We start from the raw sequence: 17,912 nt of genomic DNA on the forward strand, positions 1-17,912 counted from the left end.
TATATGATTAGTTAGACTTGATTGCACTCGTGATTTTTACGAATGATTTTTTCGCACCAGGAACATTACCTTTAACTAAAAGTAGATTTTTTTCTGTATCTACATTTACAACTTCAAGGTTTTGAATAGTTACTTGTTCAGCACCCATTTGCCCTGGTAATTTTTTACCTTTAAATACTTTTGCCGGATCGGCCGCCATACCCATTGAACCTGCACTTCTGTGAAAGTGAGAACCGTGGGAAGATGGACCGCGCTGTTGATTGTGACGCTTGATTGCACCTTGGAACCCTTTACCTTTAGAAGTTCCTGTTACATCAATTTTGTCTCCAGCCTGAAAAACATCAACGCTAACTTCTTGACCAACTTCATATTCATCAAGCTTTGCGTTACGGATTTCACGAACGTAGCGCTTAGGAGCTGTGCTTGCTTTTTCAGCATGACCTTTGCTCGCTTTATTAGTACGTGATTCCTTTTTATCTGCAAAACCGATTTGTAGTGCTTCATAGCCATCATTTTCCAATGTTCTTTTTTGCAAGACTACGTTTGGCTCAGCTTGAATAACAGTAACAGGGACTAACTCTCCAGATTCTGAAAACAACTGAGTCATGCCGATTTTACGACCTAAGATTCCTTTCGTCATCCGTTACACCTCCTATAGTAAAACAATTATTTTATAATTTAATTTCAATATCCACACCAGATGGTAAGTCAAGACGCATTAGTGAATCAACTGTTTGTGGTGTAGGATCAACAATATCGATCAGACGTTTATGTGTACGCATTTCGAATTGCTCACGTGAATCCTTGTATTTATGCACCGCACGTAATACTGTATAAATAGATTTTTCAGTAGGTAATGGAATCGGACCGGATACATTTGCACCAGAACGTTTTGCTGTAGCTACAATTTTCTCGGAAGATTGATCTAATACACGGTGATCATATGCTTTTAAACGGATTCTAATCTTTTCTTTTGCCATTATTTTCCCTCCTTTTTCGCCCATATTATTATAGACATTCTCCGCAGAAATTTCTCGAGCACCTGCCATGGCAAAGGGGCCGGGTGTTCCAACAACCTTCTGCTTCATCGCCTTTTGACCAACATTAATAGTATATAGAAAAGTGCTGGCCATTGCAACCCTTTTTTTCAAAAACGAAATATGTGGGATGCACAACTATGTATTATACTTACTTTTCCTAGTGATTGCAAGGGGTCCCGAGAACTTTTTTTATTACAAAAGTAAGTATATAATATTTAAGCTTCACGAGCCTAGAAAAGTAACCTCCAGCATAGTGTTAAGGCGAAGTCGACTTCCGTAACCTGTATATTCATTGGAATCATACATCTATATTTACTGCGATCTCTTCTATTTGACCGTTTGCATGTGGGTTGGTTCTATTTGGGCGTAGAGAGGCGTTCCATGCGACCATTTGTATCTGACTTTCATCTGTTTGGGCACAGAGAGAGGTTCTATGCGACCGTTCGCAACTATTTTCGGTCTCATCGGGCGAATAAACGCTCTGATGGACAGCCCGCACCTGCCATCACTAATAATTACGTCGCACTTTACATCTGTTGTAGCAAATTCATCAACTCTTTTAGACGGGGCAAGTGATAGCAGTCCCAATCTTTAAGAAAAAAAATAAAACAGACAGCGTCGTCACGCTGTCTGTTTCTTTATAATCTTAATTATTTTTGGATTGATGATACTACACCAGATCCAACAGTACGTCCACCTTCGCGGATTGAGAAACGAGTACCGTCTTCAATAGCGATTGGTGAAATTAATTCTACTGCCATTTCGATGTTATCTCCAGGCATTACCATTTCAGTACCTTCTGGAAGTTGAATAACACCAGTTACGTCAGTTGTACGGAAGTAGAACTGCGGGCGGTAGTTAGCGAAGAATGGAGTATGACGTCCACCTTCTTCTTTTGACAATACATAAACTTCAGCTTTGAAGTCAGTGTGTGGAGTAATTGTACCAGGCTTTGCTAGTACTTGACCACGGTTGATATCTTCACGAGATACACCACGTAGTAGTGCACCAATGTTATCACCAGCTTCTGCATAATCAAGAAGCTTACGGAACATTTCAACACCAGTTACAATTGTTTTACCAGGTGCTTCGTTAAGACCGATTACTTCTACTTCGTCTCCTACTTTAACTTCACCACGTTCAACACGCCCAGTTGCTACTGTACCACGTCCAGTAATTGAGAATACATCCTCAACTGGCATCATGAATGGTTTTTCTTTGTCGCGTTCTGGAGTTGGGATATATTCGTCAACTGCAGCCATAAGTTCAACAATTTTTTCTTCGTATTCTTCATCGCCCTCAAGTGCTTTTAGAGCAGAACCTTTAATTACTGGTACATCATCACCAGGGAAGTCATATTCAGTTAATAGATCGCGAACTTCCATTTCTACTAATTCAAGAAGTTCTTCATCGTCTACCATATCTGTTTTGTTAAGGAATACTACGAAAGCAGGTACCCCAACGTTACGAGATAGAAGAATATGCTCACGAGTTTGTGGCATTGGGCCATCAGCAGAAGATACTACCAAGATAGCACCGTCCATTTGTGCAGCACCTGTGATCATGTTTTTAACATAGTCAGCGTGACCTGGGCAGTCAACGTGTGCATAGTGACGAGTTTCAGTTTCATATTCTACGTGAGAAGTTGAAATCGTAATTCCACGTTCTTTTTCTTCCGGAGCACCATCAATTTGGTCATACCCCATTGCAGTACCAGAACCATTTCTCTTATTCATAACATTTGTAATTGCAGCAGTTAATGTTGTTTTACCATGGTCAACGTGTCCAAGTGTCCCAACGTTAACATGACTTTTCGAGCGATCAAATTTTTCTTTACCCATTTATAGTTCCTCCTTTAAATAAATAAAAGTGTTTTATATTTTATGTTTAGCCAAGAAATAACATTTATTATTATTTCTCAGCCTTTATTAAAAGTTATACTTTAGATTTAATAAAAAATCAATTATTCACCAGAATTTTTCTTGATAATTTCTTCGGAGATGCTTTTTGGCACTTCCTCATAATGATCAAAATACATAGTGAAAACTCCGCGTCCCTGTGTGTTTGAACGTAATGCAGTAGCATAACCAAACATTTCGGATAGTGGTACAAAGCCTTTAACGACTTGCGCTGTACCACGAGCTTCCATACCGTCAACGCGGCCACGGCGTGAAGTTACATCACCCATAATGTCACCCATATATTCTTCCGGAATAATGATTTCAACTTTCATCATTGGTTCAAGCAAAACAGGATTACATTTGTTCTTCGCTGCTTTTAATGCCATAGAACCAGCTATTTTAAATGCCATCTCATTCGAGTCAACATCATGGTAGGTCCCATCATATAATGTTGCTTTTAAATCTATAAGTGGATAACCAGCTAACACACCATTCTCAGTAGATTCTTTAATACCTGCTTCTACAGAAGGAATGTATTCACGCGGTACTGCCCCACCAACGATTTTGTTTACAAATTCAAAGCCAGCACCTTCTTCGTTTGGCTCAAATTTAACCCAAACGTGTCCGTATTGCCCACGACCACCTGACTGACGAACAAATTTACCTTCGACTTCAGCGCTACCGCGGAATGTTTCACGATACGCAACTTGCGGCGCACCTACATTTGCTTCTACTTTGAATTCACGTTTCAAACGATCAACAATAATATCAAGGTGAAGCTCACCCATACCGGAAATAATTGTTTGACCTGTCTCCACGTTTGTTTCTGTTTTAAAAGTTGGATCTTCTTCAGCTAACTTAGCTAAAGCAATACCCATTTTATCTTGGTCAGCTTTTGTTTTTGGTTCAATAGCAACACCAATAACCGGTTCAGGGAAATCCATCGATTCAAGAATTACGAGGTTCTTTTCATCACAAAGTGTATCCCCTGTAGAAGTATCTTTCAAACCAACTGCTGCCGCAATTTCTCCAGAATGAACGCGTGAAATTTCCTCACGTGAGTTCGCATGCATTTGCAGAATACGACCGACACGTTCACGTTTATCTTTAACAGAGTTCTTTACGTATGAGCCGGAATCTAAAGCTCCGGAATAAACGCGGAAGAATGTTAACTTACCAACATAAGGGTCTGTCATTACTTTAAATGCCAATGCAGAAAACGGTGCACTATCGTCTGCAGGACGACTAACTTTTTCTTCTGTGCCAGGAACGATACCTTCAATTGCTGCTACGTCCGTTGGTGCAGGCAGGTAATCAATTACGCCATCAAGGATTAATTGAACACCTTTGTTTTTAAATGCTGATCCACAAAATACAGGGTAAAATTCAACATCCAAAGTTGCTTGACGAATCGCTTTTTTCAATTCTTCGTTGGAGATTTCCTCTCCTTCTAAAAATTTCATCATAAGATCTTCATCAAGCTCAGATACAGCCTCGACTAAGCTGGCACGTAACTCTTCAGCTTTTTCTCTGTATTCTTCAGGAATTTCACGAGACTCATCTTTTGTTCCTAAGTCGTCAAGATAAAAGTGTGCTTCCATGTTGATAAGGTCAATAATTCCATTGAATTCGTCTTCAGCACCGATTGGTAACTGAACCGGATGCGCATTAGCACCCAAACGATCTTTCAATGTTCCTGTAGCATACAGGAAGTCTGCACCGACTTTATCCATTTTGTTAACGAATACTGCTCTCGGCACACCATATGTTGTCGCTTGACGCCATACAGTTTCAGTTTGTGGTTCTACACCTGATTGTGCATCAAGAACAGTTACTGCTCCATCAAGCACACGAAGTGAACGTTCAACTTCTACAGTGAAGTCTACGTGTCCAGGTGTGTCTATAATATTTATACGATGTTCTTTCCATGCAGCAGTTGTTGCGGCGGAAGTTATTGTAATTCCCCGTTCTTGTTCCTGCTCCATCCAGTCCATCTGTGAAGCACCTTCATGTGTTTCACCAATTTTATGAATACGTCCTGTGTAGAAAAGAATACGCTCAGTGGTAGTGGTTTTACCTGCATCAATGTGAGCCATAATACCAATATTACGCGTCTTTTCCAAGGAGAACTCTCTAGCCATGTATTCTTCTCCTTCCTCTTAAAAGCTTTTATTGGAATTTATATTACCAGCGGTAGTGAGCAAATGCTTTATTTGCTTCTGCCATTTTATGCAATTCCTCGCGTTTTTTAACAGCTGCTCCTGTGTTATTGGAAGCATCCAGAATTTCATTAGCAAGACGTTCTTCCATCGTTTTTTCTCCGCGAAGGCGTGAGTAACTTACGATATAACGAAGACCTAGTGCTTGACGGCGTTCAGGGCGAACCTCCATTGGTACTTGGTAGTTTGAACCACCAACACGGCGTGCGCGAACCTCAAGTACTGGCATAACGTTTTTCATTGCTTGTTCAAATATTTCCATAGCGTTTTGTCCGCTTCTTTGACCAACTAGCTCAAATGCATTATAAAGAATTTTTTGTGCTTTACCCCTTTTACCATCAACCATAATCTGGTTAATTAAACGAGTTACTAATTTTGAGTTATAAAGTGGATCTGGCAAGACATCGCGTTTAGGTACTGGTCCTTTACGTGGCATATGTCCCCCTCCTTTCTGTTTCTGAGTTATTTTATTAAAAAATATTATTTCTTAGGTTTTTTAGTTCCATATTTAGATCGTCCTTGTCCACGACCCTCAACTCCCGCTGTATCAAGCGCTCCACGAACAATGTGATAACGCACACCAGGTAAGTCTTTTACACGGCCACCGCGAAGTAAAACAACACTGTGTTCCTGTAGATTGTGTCCAATTCCAGGGATGTATGCAGTTACTTCCATGTTGTTTGACAAACGAACACGAGCATATTTACGAAGTGCTGAGTTCGGTTTTTTCGGCGTCAAAGTACCAACACGAGTACATACACCACGTTTTTGTGGTGAGTTTTGGTTTGTAATCTTTTTCTTAAAGCTATTGTACCCTCTGTTAAGTGCAGGAGAGTCATACTTTTTAGGTTTTCTTACACGACCTTTACGTACAAGTTGATTAATTGTAGGCATTGAATTTATCCTCCCTTCCAATAAAATACATGTTCAGTTTAGAATATGAAAACCGGTTACCACCTAATATTTAGGGTTATTTGTAATACCACACATCCAGGCGGTTCATCTTTTAGCAAAAAACAAAGCTTTAGCGAATTTACTTTCGTCAAAAGCCTATCGTTTTATTGCCACAGTAGACGCTCCAACCTCAATGCCACAAGCAGCTCCGAGTTTTTCCATAGAATCTACCCATTCGCAAGGTATGTCTAGCTCACTTGCTAAACTAACTACCTTTTGTGTTATATTCCGGTCAGCATCACCAGCAATATACACTTCACTTATTTCACCATTATTCATGGCTTTAAGTGCTTGTTTCGTTCCGATAATAATTTGTGAATGAACCTTAGTCACTTTATCATAAGACATCCTCATATCCTCCAAAGTAAGTAACAAGCATTATCGGAAGTACCTTGAATATTCTACCACTCACATTTTTTAATGTCAATATAAAATATTACTTTTTTTAGTACTTCCGATTTTTTTTACTTGTTTAAAAATAATGTTCTGCTAAAATACTCGTTCCTTTATTCAAGTGAACAAAGCATTTCCACATTTTTTATTGAATCGTCTCAGTTTCTTCTGCTTCTTCTATAACTTCTTCCGGTTCATCCAAAGATGCTTTTATATTACGATATCTTTGCATCCCTGTACCAGCCGGGACGAGTTTACCAATAATAACATTCTCTTTAAGACCCAGTAGCTCATCACGTTTACCTTTAATAGCAGCATCTGTAAGAACTCTCGTTGTTTCCTGGAATGATGCGGCAGATAGGAATGAATCTGTTTCCAGTGATGCTTTCGTGATTCCAAGTAATACCGGTTTTCCGATTGCAGGTTGCTTGCCATCATTCAAGACTGTATGGTTAGCTTTTTTAAACTGATGTAATTCAAGCAGTGATCCTGGAAGAACATCCGTATCTCCCGCATTAATTACGCGGATTTTACGTAACATTTGACGGACCATAACTTCAACGTGCTTATCACCAATTTCAACACCCTGCATACGATATACGCGTTGTACTTCGCGAAGCAGATATGCTTGAACCCCGTCCACACCTTGTACTCGCAGTAAGTCTTTAGGGTCAACAGAACCCTCTGTTAGCTCTTGGCCTGCAATTACTTCATCACCAACAGAAACTTTCATACGGGCATTATAAGGAACCGCGTATGCGCGTTGCTCCACTGCACTCTGAACGATGATTTCCTGCTTATCTTTAACTTCTTGGATTTCGTGCACCGTACCAAATACTTCACTGATGACAGCTTGCCCTTTTGGATTACGTGCTTCAAACAATTCCTGGATACGCGGAAGACCTTGTGTAATATCGTCTCCTGCAACTCCACCTGTATGGAAAGTACGCATTGTTAGCTGTGTACCTGGTTCACCAATAGATTGAGCAGCAATAATACCCACTGCCTCACCCACTTCAACATCAGCACCTGTCGCGAGGTTGCGTCCATAACATTTTTGACAAACACCATGGTTTGTATTACAAGTGAATGCAGAACGGATGGTTACTTCTTCAATGTCAGCTTCAATAATCTGTTTCGCCTGATCTTCTGAAATAAGTGTATCTTTTTCAACAATTACTTCATTTGATTTAGGGTTTTTAACTGTAGCGAAAGCAGTTCGACCGATTAATCGGTCAATTAATGGTTCGATTAACTCTGCTCCATCTGTTAATGCAGAGACTGTTAAACCACGATCTGTTTTACAATCATCTTCACGAACAATTACATCCTGCGCTACATCCACAAGGCGACGTGTCAAGTAACCCGAGTCCGCAGTTTTCAGTGCGGTATCAGCAAGACCTTTACGTGCACCGTGTGTGGAAATAAAGTACTCAAGTACAGTTAATCCTTCACGGAAACTTGATTTGATTGGCAGTTCAATAATTTTACCAGCCGGGTTTGCCATTAAACCACGCATACCTGCAAGCTGTGTAAAGTTCGATGCATTACCCCTGGCTCCTGAATCACTCATCATGAATATAGGGTTTCTCTCACTCAGTGAGTTCATCAGTTTATCCTGAATCGTATCTTTCGCTTGTGACCAGATAGCAATTACTCTGTCATAGCGTTCTTCATCTGTAATTAAACCACGACGAAATTGCTTTGATACTTTATCAACTTTTGTTTGAGCTTCATCAAGAATCTTTTCTTTTTCTGCTAATACAACGATGTCCGATATCCCAACAGTTATACCAGCTTTTGTTGAGTAACTGAAACCAAGATCCTTCATACGGTCAAGCATTTTTGATGTTTCGGTAATTTTGAATCGTTTAAATACTTCTGCGATAATATCGCCAAGGAAGCCTTTTTTAAACGGTTTTATAATTTCACGCTTTTTAATTTCCTCTTTAATATCCGTTCCGTTTTCTACAAAATACATTTCAGGGGTTTTAACCTCTAAGTTGGTTTTTGTAGGTTCATTAATATACGGGAACGACTCCGGCAAAATTTCATTAAAGATCAGTTTACCTACTGTTGTTATCAACAATTGGTTTTGCTGTTCTTCCGTAAATGTTATGTTTTTTAAGCCGGATGCCTGAACTGCAACTCTTGTGTGTAAGTGTACATATCCATTTTGATAGGATAGTAAAGCTTCATCAACATCTTTAAATACAAACCCTTCTCCCACAACACCTTCGCGTTCCAGTGTCAGGTAATAGTTTCCTAACACCATATCTTGTGATGGTGTTACAACAGGCTTACCATCTTTCGGGTTCAGAATGTTTTGCGCTGCAAGCATAAGGATTCTTGCTTCAGCTTGAGCCTCTGCTGATAAAGGTACATGGACAGCCATTTGGTCACCATCAAAGTCAGCGTTATATGCTGTACACACTAATGGGTGTAAGCGAATAGCACGACCTTCTACAAGTGTTGGTTCAAAAGCCTGAATACCTAGTCTATGCAATGTTGGCGCACGGTTTAAGAGTACAGGATGTTCTTTTATGACTTCTTCCAGTACATCCCAAACCTCTGGATGAACACGCTCGATTTTACGTTTCGCTGATTTTATATTATGCGCCAGTCCTTTGGCTACAAGTTCTTTCATAATAAACGGTTTAAATAGCTCCAGCGCCATTTCTTTTGGCAGGCCGCATTGGTACAATTTCAAATGGGGTCCAACCACAATAACAGAACGACCGGAGTAATCTACACGTTTACCCAGTAAGTTTTGACGGAAACGACCTTGTTTCCCTTTTAGCATATGAGATAAAGATTTCAATGGTCTGTTACCAGGTCCTGTAACCGGACGACCCCGACGACCATTATCAATTAAAGCATCAACGGCTTCTTGAAGCATGCGTTTTTCGTTTTGTACGATTATGCTTGGAGCTCCAAGATCCAATAGGCGCTTTAGACGATTATTACGGTTAATAACACGGCGATACAGATCATTTAAATCAGAAGTCGCAAAACGGCCACCATCAAGTTGAACCATTGGTCTTATTTCCGGCGGAATAACAGGTAATACGTCAAGTACCATCCAAGAAGTATCATTTCCCGAATGACGGAATGATTCCATTACTTCCAATCGCTTGATTGCACGCGTTCTTCTTTGTCCTTGTGCTGTTTTTAATTCTTCTCTTAAAGCATCCACTTCTTTTTCAAGATCGATATCCTGAAGAAGCTTCCGAATTGCTTCTGCTCCCATCTGTGCTTTGAAAGACTTACCATACTTATCATAATACGCCCGGTATTCTTTCTCAGATAAAAGCTGCTTTTTCTCAAGCGGAGTATTTCCTGATTCTGTAACGATATATGCAGCAAAATAGATAACTTCTTCCAATGCCCGCGGAGACATATCCATCACCAGACCCATACGGCTTGGGATTCCTTTAAAATACCAAATATGTGATACAGGAGCCGCTAACTCAATGTGGCCCATACGTTCACGGCGAACTTTGGATTTTGTTACTTCTACCCCGCATCGATCACAGACAACACCTTTATACCTTACACGTTTGTACTTCCCGCAATGGCATTCCCAGTCTTTTTGCGGCCCAAAAATACGTTCACAAAACAAACCGTCTTTTTCCGGCTTTAACGTACGATAATTAATTGTTTCTGGTTTTTTTACCTCGCCGTATGACCAAGAGCGAATCTTTTCTGATGAAGCTAAACCAATTTTCATATACTCAAAGTTATTTACATCTAGCAAGGGGCCAACCTCCCTCTTAGTGTCCGATTTTCCTCAAGCTTATAACCTGAGTTCTAAAATATATAACTGGAGGTTGACCTGTTAATAGGTCAACCTTCATTTTTAAAAATGAAAAAATCAATTGGTCGCAGATAACCTAAACTACCAGATCAGCCACGTCCAGCTCCAGCGCCCAACGACTAGTGGACTTCCCTCACCTCCGTACGATAAGTCAACATCGGTTCGCTTTTAGCTCACCGTGTTTCCTTTATCTCCTACAGCTCAGTCCAGTCCATACGTCGCTAAGCGGGCACTTCCGCTTTTGATTCTTAATTTCCTTCTACTTCCAGGTTAAGCTTGCTTGCTTGTTGTGTTTCTTCTTCTTCCAGTTCACGCATATCAATTTCCTGTTCATCACTGGAAAGCATCTTAACATCCAATCCAAGACTTTGCAGTTCTTTGATCAGTACCTTAAATGACTCCGGTACTCCGGGTTCCGGTACGTTATCACCTTTAACGATTGATTCATATGTTTTCACACGTCCAACAATATCATCTGATTTAACAGTTAGTATTTCTTGAAGTGTGTATGCAGCACCATATGCTTCCAGTGCCCAAACTTCCATTTCCCCGAAACGCTGTCCACCAAATTGTGCTTTACCACCAAGTGGTTGCTGTGTAACCAGCGAATAAGGTCCTGTGGAGCGAGCATGCAATTTGTCATCGACCATATGGGCAAGTTTAATCATATAGCTGACACCAACTGAAATACGGTTATCAAACGGTTCTCCTGTTCTTCCATCATAAAGAACTGATTTTGCATCTCTAGGCATACCTGCTTCTTCCAGTGCATCCCAAACATCTTGTTCTGTTGCCCCATCAAATACTGGTGATGCAACATGAAGTCCAAGCTGTCTTGCCGCCATTCCCAGATGCAGCTCAAACACCTGTCCGATATTCATTCGTGATGGAACACCCAATGGGTTAAGCATAATGTCAATTGGTGTACCATCAGGTAAAAACGGCATATCTTCTTCAGGCAGAATCTTGGAAATTACACCTTTGTTACCATGACGACCTGCCATTTTGTCGCCTTCATTAATTTTACGTTTTTGAACGATATATGCACGAACCAATTGGTTAACCCCTGGCGGTAGTTCATCGCCATCTTCGCGGTTGAAAATCTTAACATCTAAAACAATTCCTCCCGCACCATGTGGAACCCGAAGTGATGTATCACGAACTTCACGGGCCTTTTCACCGAATATTGCATGAAGCAAACGTTCTTCAGCAGATAATTCAGTTACCCCTTTTGGTGTTACTTTACCAACAAGGATGTCTCCATCAGTGACTTCCGCACCTACACGGATAATTCCATGTTCATTAAGATCTTTTAGTGCTTCTTCACCAACATTCGGAATATCTCTTGTAATTTCCTCAGGTCCGAGTTTTGTATCACGAGCTTCTGATTCATATTCTTCAATGTGAATAGAAGTATACACATCATCTTTTACAAGTCTTTCACTCATGATGATAGCATCCTCGTAGTTATACCCTTCCCATGTCATAAAACCAACAAGGGCGTTACGTCCTAGGGCGAGCTCTCCAACTTCCATGGAAGGGCCGTCAGCAAGAATTTCACCTTTTGTTACACGGTCGCCTTCACTTACGATTGGACGCTGGTTATAACAGGTTCCCTGGTTTGATCGGATGAATTTTTGTAATCTATAGCGTTCCACGTCACCTTGAACTTCTTTACCATCCACTTCAGAAATACTACGAACAACAATTTCTTTTGCTTCTACACGTTCTACAATACCTGTGTTTCGACTAAGAACTGCAGCACCGGAATCTTTCCCATTAACATATTCCATCCCTGTACCAACAATAGGTGCTTCCGGATTCATTAATGGTACTGCTTGACGTTGCATGTTCGCTCCCATTAAAGCTCTGTTAGAGTCATCATTTTCCAGAAACGGAATACATGCTGTAGCAGCAGATACAACTTGTTTTGGTGAAACGTCCATATAATCGATCTGATCACGTGGTACGATTACGTTCTCCTCACGAAAACGGGCAATTACCTCTTCGTCAGTAAACGTACCATCGTCATCCAAGCGGGCATTAGCCTGTGCTACTACATAATTATCCTGTTCATCAGCAGTTAAATAATCAATTTGTGCTGTTACTTTACCTGTTTCAGGGTCAACTCTGCGATATGGTGTTTCAATAAAACCAAATGTATTTACTTTCGCATAACTAGACAGTGAGTTAATTAATCCTATATTTGGACCCTCTGGTGTTTCAATCGGGCACATACGTCCATAATGTGAATAGTGAACATCACGAACTTCAAAGCCTGCACGCTCACGAGTTAAACCACCTGGCCCAAGTGCAGATAATCGACGCTTATGCGTCAGTTCTGCTAATGGATTTGTCTGGTCCATAAACTGTGATAACTGAGAGCTTCCAAAAAACTCTTTAATAGAGGCTATCACTGGTCGTATATTAATTAACTGCTGTGGCGTAACACTGGATGTATCCTGAATGGACATCCTCTCACGTACAACACGTTCCATACGGGATAAACCGATACGGAATTGATTTTGCAATAGCTCCCCGACAGAACGAAGTCTACGGTTTCCTAAATGATCAATGTCATCCGTATCTCCAACCCGATGTAATAAGTTAAAGAAATAACTGATTGATGATAAAATATCAGCAGGTGTTATGTTTTTTATATTTTTATCCACACTTCCATTTCCAATAACATTGAGTTCTCTCTCCCCGCTAGGGTCAGTAGGGTCTACAATTTTAATGGATTGAAGATGGATATCGTCCTCGAGCACACCATCATGTGGCTCAAATGTTTTTTCACCAAGTTTTTCTTCTTCTTTCTCTAAATAAGGAATAAGTTTATTTAATAATTTACGCTCCAGCTTATCCCCTTTTTCTGCTAAAACTTCACCAGTTTCCTGATCAACAATTGTTTCAGCTAAAACTTGATTAAATAGACGATTTTTAATGTGTAATTTTTTATTCATTTTATAACGACCAACATGTGCAAGGTCGTAACGTTTCGGATCAAAAAAGCGGGACACCAATAAGCTTTTTGCATTATCAACTGTTGGTGGTTCTCCTGGGCGAAGACGTTCATAAATTTCAAGCAACGCCTTTTCAGTTGTTTCTGTGTTATCTTTTTCAAGTGTGTTTTTAAGGTATTCATTATCCCCTAAAAGATCGATGATTTCCTGATCCGTGCCAAATCCAAGTGAACGTAAAAGTACGGTTATCGGGAGTTTACGCGTACGATCAATCCGGACATAAACGACATCTTTTGCATCTGTTTCAAATTCTAGCCATGCTCCCCGGTTAGGAATAACAGTTGCTGTCACGCCTCTTTTTCCGTTTTTGTCGATTTTTTCATTATAATAAACACTTGGTGAACGTACGAGCTGGGAAACGATAACCCGTTCTGCTCCATTAATTACAAATGTTCCCGTATCTGTCATAAGCGGAAAGTCTCCCATAAATACTTCCTGCTCTTTTACTTCACCTGTTTCATTATTGATCAAACGAACCTTCACGCGAAGCGGAGCATTATATGTGACATCTCTTTCTTTTGACTCGTCTACAGGATATTTTGGATCACTTAAACTATAATCTACAAACTCTAGTGATAAATTCCCCGTAAAATCCTCAATTGGAGAAATATCCCGAAACATTTCTTTCAAACCTTCTTCTAAAAACCATTGATAAGAAGCTGTTTGAATTTCGATTAGATTCGGCAACTCTAAAACTTCACTGATACGCGCATAGCTCCTGCGTTGGCGGTGCCGTCCATACTGAACTAGTTGACCTGTCAACTGCTTCACCCCTTAAATCAAGCATTTTTCGTAGATTAATTCTACTTAAATGGTTATTATATTTAGAAAAACGTAACTGAATATTGATTTCAGTATTAGTTTTTCGAATCCTACAAATTACTGTATTCTTTGTTCAAAAATAAGAATGTATAAGTTCCAGGACCTGTATAGCCGGTAAACGACAAGCCATTTTCAGCTTCAGCACCTTTCGCTTTTCTTATTTCAAAACACACTAACAAACTTGCAACCCGGAGTTATCACAAGTATTTTAAGACTATATTCCTACTTAAGAGGAATAACATATTTCATTGGTTATAAACAATTATTTTACCGATTATAGTGAAATAGAAAAAAGGCTTTTGTATAAAAAACCTCACCGTTTAATTTTCTCGATTTTATCATTGTCCCCGATCACCAATGAAATATACGTTTCATTTCACAGAAATTCTACTTGACATAAGAATCCCCATGTTAGCATTTACCTATGTTACCACAAGAATATTACTCGGTCAAATATTTAGTAGCTCTGAGTATGAAATAGCCCTTATCCCTTGCAACCACTTCAGCATTACCAAATAAATATTCTATTTTCTCCTTGGCTGATGGAGCTCCTTGTTTCTTTTGAATAACTACCCACAATTCCCCGTGTTCAATTAATGCGGCTTGTGATTCTTCAAACATTTGATGAACCACTTTTTTCCCAGCTCTAATTGGCGGGTTTGTTATAATTGCTGCAATGCTGCGATTTTCTATATTAGTCAATCGATCACTTTGAGTAATTTCAACATTTTTCACATCGTTTATTTCAGCATTTTGCTGCGCTAATATTAATGCGCGCTCATTTACGTCAGACATCAATATGTTACGTTCTTTATGATGATCCGCCAAAGCAATTCCAATCGGACCGTAGCCACAGCCAAGATCTAGGAAATCACCGGCAACACTTGGTTCTTTGAACTTTTCTATAAGCAGCCGTGAACCGAAATCCACTTCATCTTTCGAAAAAACACCTATATCACTTGCAAATGTATATAAATTTCCTTTTAACTCGTATTTCCACTTTCTGGGTGAACTTTTAGATTGAGGGTTTTGCGAAAAGTAATGCTCAGACATTTAGCACCTACTTTTAATAGAATTTTAGAAGACATGAAAAGCCTGAAACTATTTTTTGCAGGCTGAACACAATTGATATAAAGAGCCCGCCGTAATACGACGAGCTCATAAATAGTATTAATTAAACTTATTTAACTTCTACTTCAGCGCCAGCTTCTGCAAGTTTATCTTTAACTTCTTCAGCTTCTTCTTTTGATACAGCTTCTTTGATTGCTTTTGGTGCATTATCAACCATGTCTTTTGCGTCTTTAAGACCAAGACCAGTGATTTCACGAACAGCTTTAACAACTTTGATTTTTGATGCTCCAGCACCTGTAAGTACTACATCAAATTCAGTTTGTTCTTCAGCAACTTCCCCAGCTCCTGCTCCTGCTGCCGCAACCGGCGCTGCAGCTGTTACTCCAAATTCTTCTTCAATTGCTTTTACTAGATCATTTAAATCAAGTACTGTCATTTCTTTAATCGCATCAATGATTTGTTCTTTAGTCATGATATATTTCCTCCTAATTTCGTTTTATTGGATGTTCAAATTATAATATAAGGGCATTAATCTATGCGCCTTGTTCTTCCTCTTTTTGTTCTGAAATAGCTTTAGTTGCGTATGCAAAGTTGCGAATAGGTGCTTGAAGCACGCTAAGCAGCATTGAAACCATACCGTCGTAATTTGGAAGATCTGCAAGTTCCTTGATTTGCTCAAGTGTTGCTACTTTACCTTCGATTACGCCACCTTTAATTTCGAGTGCATCGTTTTGCTTTGCAAAGCCATTAATAATTCTTGCAGGTGCCACTACATCATCACTGCCAAATGCAATAGCAGTCGGTCCGACCAGCGTGTCATTAAGTTCAGTTAATTCTGCAGCTTCAACCGCACGACGAGTCATTGTGTTTTTATACACTTTGAAGTCAATTCCTTCATCACGAAGCTGTTTACGTAATTCTGTTACCTGAGCAACATCAAGACCACGATAATCAACTACTACAGATGATTGACTTGCACGGAATTTATCAGCAATTTCATCTACAACCTGTTTCTTTTTTTCGATAATACCAGACATCGTTCCACCTCCTATTGAATTTATCATACCGCCTAAAGAAGCCCTGAGCTCCTTGGATTATAGACATATAAGAAAAGCCCCCATAAAGACATGGAGGCTTTTTATAACAATTGATAATCAAAACGTATTATCCAATTTGTTTATAAACACCTCGGCAGGATATTAAGCGCATTTACGCCCCTACTGTCTACGGTACAACGTATTCATTTATATAACGAGATTTAGTATAACTAATGTTCTCTTAAAAGTCAACACCTAATTAACGATATTCAGAAACGTCAATTTTAATTCCAGGCCCCATTGTGGAAGATACAGAAACATTCTTCATATATATTCCTTTTGAAGCTTGTGGCTTAACTTTTACCAGTTGTTCTGTAAGAGCAATAAAGTTTTCGGTTAATTTTTCATTATCAAATGAAATTTTGCCAATTGGAACATGAATGTTAGATTGTTTATCTACACGATATTCCACTTTACCTGCTTTAATATCTTTAACAGCTTTTTCTATTTCGAAAGTAACTGTACCAGTTTTAGGATTGGGCATAAGACCTTTTGGTCCAAGCACTCTACCAAGTTTACCAACTTCGGCCATCATGTCTGGAGTTGCAACAATTACATCAAATTCGAACCAGCCTTGGTTGATTTGGTTAATATAATCGGACTCTCCAACATAATCTGCGCCTGCAGCTTCAGCTTCTTTCGCCTTTTCACCTTTAGCAAAAACTAATACACGTTGTGTTTTACCAGTACCATGTGGCAATACCATTGCCCCGCGGATTTGCTGGTCTGCTTTCTTAGGATCTACTCCCAAACGGAATGCAGCTTCAACCGTTTCGTCAAAGTTTGCTTTAGCTGCTTCTTTCGCTATAGCAACAGCTTCTTTTATTTCATAAGTCTTTGTACGATCAACAAGCTTAAGTGCTTCTTGATGTCTTTTTCCTTTTTTAGCCATTTTATTTCCTCCTCTATTGTGGTTATAACGGTAATACCTCCCACTTATAAAAGCTAAAGTCAGCTTTTATAAAGCTTGCGATGATGTTTCTATATTAAGGATTCCTAATAGATGCTCTAATAGGTTCATCATATTCAAGAAAAAGGTTGCGAATAGGTAAACAATCGCAACCTGTACCGCGTTAAACGGTAACTTCCACCATTAATTAGTCCTCAATCGTGATTCCCATGCTGCGTGCAGTACCTTCAACCATGCGCATTGCTGCATCTACATCAGCGGCATTTAAATCAGGCATTTTAGTTTCTGCGATTTCTTTAACTTTATCGCGTTTAACTGTAGCAACTTTATTACGATTAGGCTCACCTGATGCAGATTCAATACCAGCTGCTTTTTTCAATAATACAGCTGCAGGTGGAGTTTTTGTAATAAATGTAAATGAACGGTCTTCAAATACCGTAATTTCAACAGGGATAATCATACCCGCTTGTTCCTGAGTACGTGCATTGAATTCTTTACAGAATCCCATGATATTAACACCCGCTTGACCTAATGCTGGTCCTACCGGCGGTGCTGGATTCGCTTTCCCAGCTGGAATTTGCAATTTCACTAGCTTGATAACTTTTTTAGCCACGAGACACACCTCCTTAAAGTCCGTGATGTGGTAATAGGGGATTTCCCCTCCC

At 39.6% G+C, this 17,912-nt stretch carries 14 protein-coding genes and 1 other annotated feature; all 14 genes read right to left on the reverse strand.

Translation table 11 applies throughout. From position 1 onward, the window contains the following. Positions 1–7: 7 nt before the first annotated feature. The 14 genes from rplC to rplK all read right to left on the reverse strand — a co-directional run bounded on the left by rplC (position 8) and on the right by rplK (position 17,860). The gene (gene rplC / locus CIL05_RS19710; RefSeq protein ID WP_095657253.1) at positions 8–640 is read right to left on the reverse strand and encodes a 50S ribosomal protein L3; all 633 of its coding nucleotides are present in this window, start codon (positions 638–640) and stop codon (positions 8–10) included. A gap of 31 nt (positions 641–671) precedes the next feature. After that, entirely contained in the window at positions 672–980 is a 309-nt protein-coding gene (gene rpsJ / locus CIL05_RS19715; RefSeq protein WP_095657283.1) for a 30S ribosomal protein S10, read from the reverse strand. A gap of 710 nt (positions 981–1,690) precedes the next feature. Further along, positions 1,691–2,881, reverse strand: coding sequence for an elongation factor Tu (gene tuf / locus CIL05_RS19720; RefSeq protein WP_095657254.1), 1,191 nt, complete (start codon positions 2,879–2,881; stop codon positions 1,691–1,693). Positions 2,882–3,003: 122 nt separating this feature from the next. Beyond that, positions 3,004–5,082, reverse strand: coding sequence for an elongation factor G (gene fusA, locus CIL05_RS19725; protein ID WP_095657255.1), 2,079 nt, complete (start codon positions 5,080–5,082; stop codon positions 3,004–3,006). A gap of 43 nt (positions 5,083–5,125) precedes the next feature. After that, positions 5,126–5,596: a 30S ribosomal protein S7 gene (gene rpsG / locus CIL05_RS19730; protein ID WP_095657256.1), complete on the reverse strand. Its 471-nt coding sequence runs from the start codon at positions 5,594–5,596 to the stop codon at positions 5,126–5,128. 44 nt (positions 5,597–5,640) lie between these two features. Next, positions 5,641–6,054: a 30S ribosomal protein S12 gene (rpsL, locus tag CIL05_RS19735; protein WP_095657257.1), complete on the reverse strand. Its 414-nt coding sequence runs from the start codon at positions 6,052–6,054 to the stop codon at positions 5,641–5,643. A gap of 156 nt (positions 6,055–6,210) precedes the next feature. After that, entirely contained in the window at positions 6,211–6,462 is a 252-nt protein-coding gene (locus tag CIL05_RS19740; RefSeq protein WP_095657258.1) for a 50S ribosomal protein L7ae-like protein, read from the reverse strand. Positions 6,463–6,652: 190 nt separating this feature from the next. After that, positions 6,653–10,264 (reverse strand): DNA-directed RNA polymerase subunit beta', encoded by a 3,612-nt coding sequence (rpoC, locus tag CIL05_RS19745; protein ID WP_095657259.1) that lies wholly within the window; start codon positions 10,262–10,264, stop codon positions 6,653–6,655. Positions 10,265–10,572: 308 nt separating this feature from the next. Further along, positions 10,573–14,109 (reverse strand): DNA-directed RNA polymerase subunit beta, encoded by a 3,537-nt coding sequence (rpoB, locus tag CIL05_RS19750; protein ID WP_095657260.1) that lies wholly within the window; start codon positions 14,107–14,109, stop codon positions 10,573–10,575. Positions 14,110–14,610: 501 nt separating this feature from the next. Next, complete coding sequence (locus tag CIL05_RS19755) at positions 14,611–15,222, reverse strand: class I SAM-dependent methyltransferase (RefSeq protein WP_095657261.1); 612 nt, start codon at positions 15,220–15,222, stop codon at positions 14,611–14,613. A gap of 127 nt (positions 15,223–15,349) precedes the next feature. Next, entirely contained in the window at positions 15,350–15,712 is a 363-nt protein-coding gene (rplL, locus tag CIL05_RS19760) for a 50S ribosomal protein L7/L12 (protein ID WP_095657262.1), read from the reverse strand. A gap of 61 nt (positions 15,713–15,773) precedes the next feature. After that, positions 15,774–16,277 (reverse strand): 50S ribosomal protein L10, encoded by a 504-nt coding sequence (gene rplJ / locus CIL05_RS19765; protein ID WP_095657263.1) that lies wholly within the window; start codon positions 16,275–16,277, stop codon positions 15,774–15,776. Positions 16,278–16,338: 61 nt separating this feature from the next. Continuing rightward, positions 16,339–16,488, reverse strand: a sequence feature (ribosomal protein L10 leader region). 48 nt (positions 16,489–16,536) lie between these two features. Continuing rightward, positions 16,537–17,229 (reverse strand): 50S ribosomal protein L1, encoded by a 693-nt coding sequence (gene rplA / locus CIL05_RS19770; protein ID WP_095657264.1) that lies wholly within the window; start codon positions 17,227–17,229, stop codon positions 16,537–16,539. 205 nt (positions 17,230–17,434) lie between these two features. After that, positions 17,435–17,860, reverse strand: a complete 426-nt coding sequence (gene rplK / locus CIL05_RS19775; protein WP_165769179.1) for a 50S ribosomal protein L11 — start codon at positions 17,858–17,860, stop codon at positions 17,435–17,437. Positions 17,861–17,912: the final 52 nt, after the last annotated feature.

The organism is Virgibacillus profundi, assembly GCF_002287375.1.
GTDB lineage: Bacteria > Bacillota > Bacilli > Bacillales > Amphibacillaceae > Virgibacillus_K > Virgibacillus_K profundi.

Coding starts and splice junctions, on each gene's coding strand:
- fusA (WP_095657255.1), bottom strand. CDS start 5,082: ATGGCTAGAGAGTTCTCCTTGGAAAAGACGCGTAATATTGGTATTATG.
- CIL05_RS19740 (WP_095657258.1), bottom strand. CDS start 6,462: ATGTCTTATGATAAAGTGACTAAGGTTCATTCACAAATTATTATCGGA.
- tuf (WP_095657254.1), bottom strand. CDS start 2,881: ATGGGTAAAGAAAAATTTGATCGCTCGAAAAGTCATGTTAACGTTGGG.
- rpsG (WP_095657256.1), bottom strand. CDS start 5,596: ATGCCACGTAAAGGACCAGTACCTAAACGCGATGTCTTGCCAGATCCA.
- rplL (WP_095657262.1), bottom strand. CDS start 15,712: ATGACTAAAGAACAAATCATTGATGCGATTAAAGAAATGACAGTACTT.
- CIL05_RS19755 (WP_095657261.1), bottom strand. CDS start 15,222: ATGTCTGAGCATTACTTTTCGCAAAACCCTCAATCTAAAAGTTCACCC.
- rplA (WP_095657264.1), bottom strand. CDS start 17,229: ATGGCTAAAAAAGGAAAAAGACATCAAGAAGCACTTAAGCTTGTTGAT.
- rpsL (WP_095657257.1), bottom strand. CDS start 6,054: ATGCCTACAATTAATCAACTTGTACGTAAAGGTCGTGTAAGAAAACCT.
- rplC (WP_095657253.1), bottom strand. CDS start 640: ATGACGAAAGGAATCTTAGGTCGTAAAATCGGCATGACTCAGTTGTTT.
- rpsJ (WP_095657283.1), bottom strand. CDS start 980: ATGGCAAAAGAAAAGATTAGAATCCGTTTAAAAGCATATGATCACCGT.
- rplJ (WP_095657263.1), bottom strand. CDS start 16,277: ATGTCTGGTATTATCGAAAAAAAGAAACAGGTTGTAGATGAAATTGCT.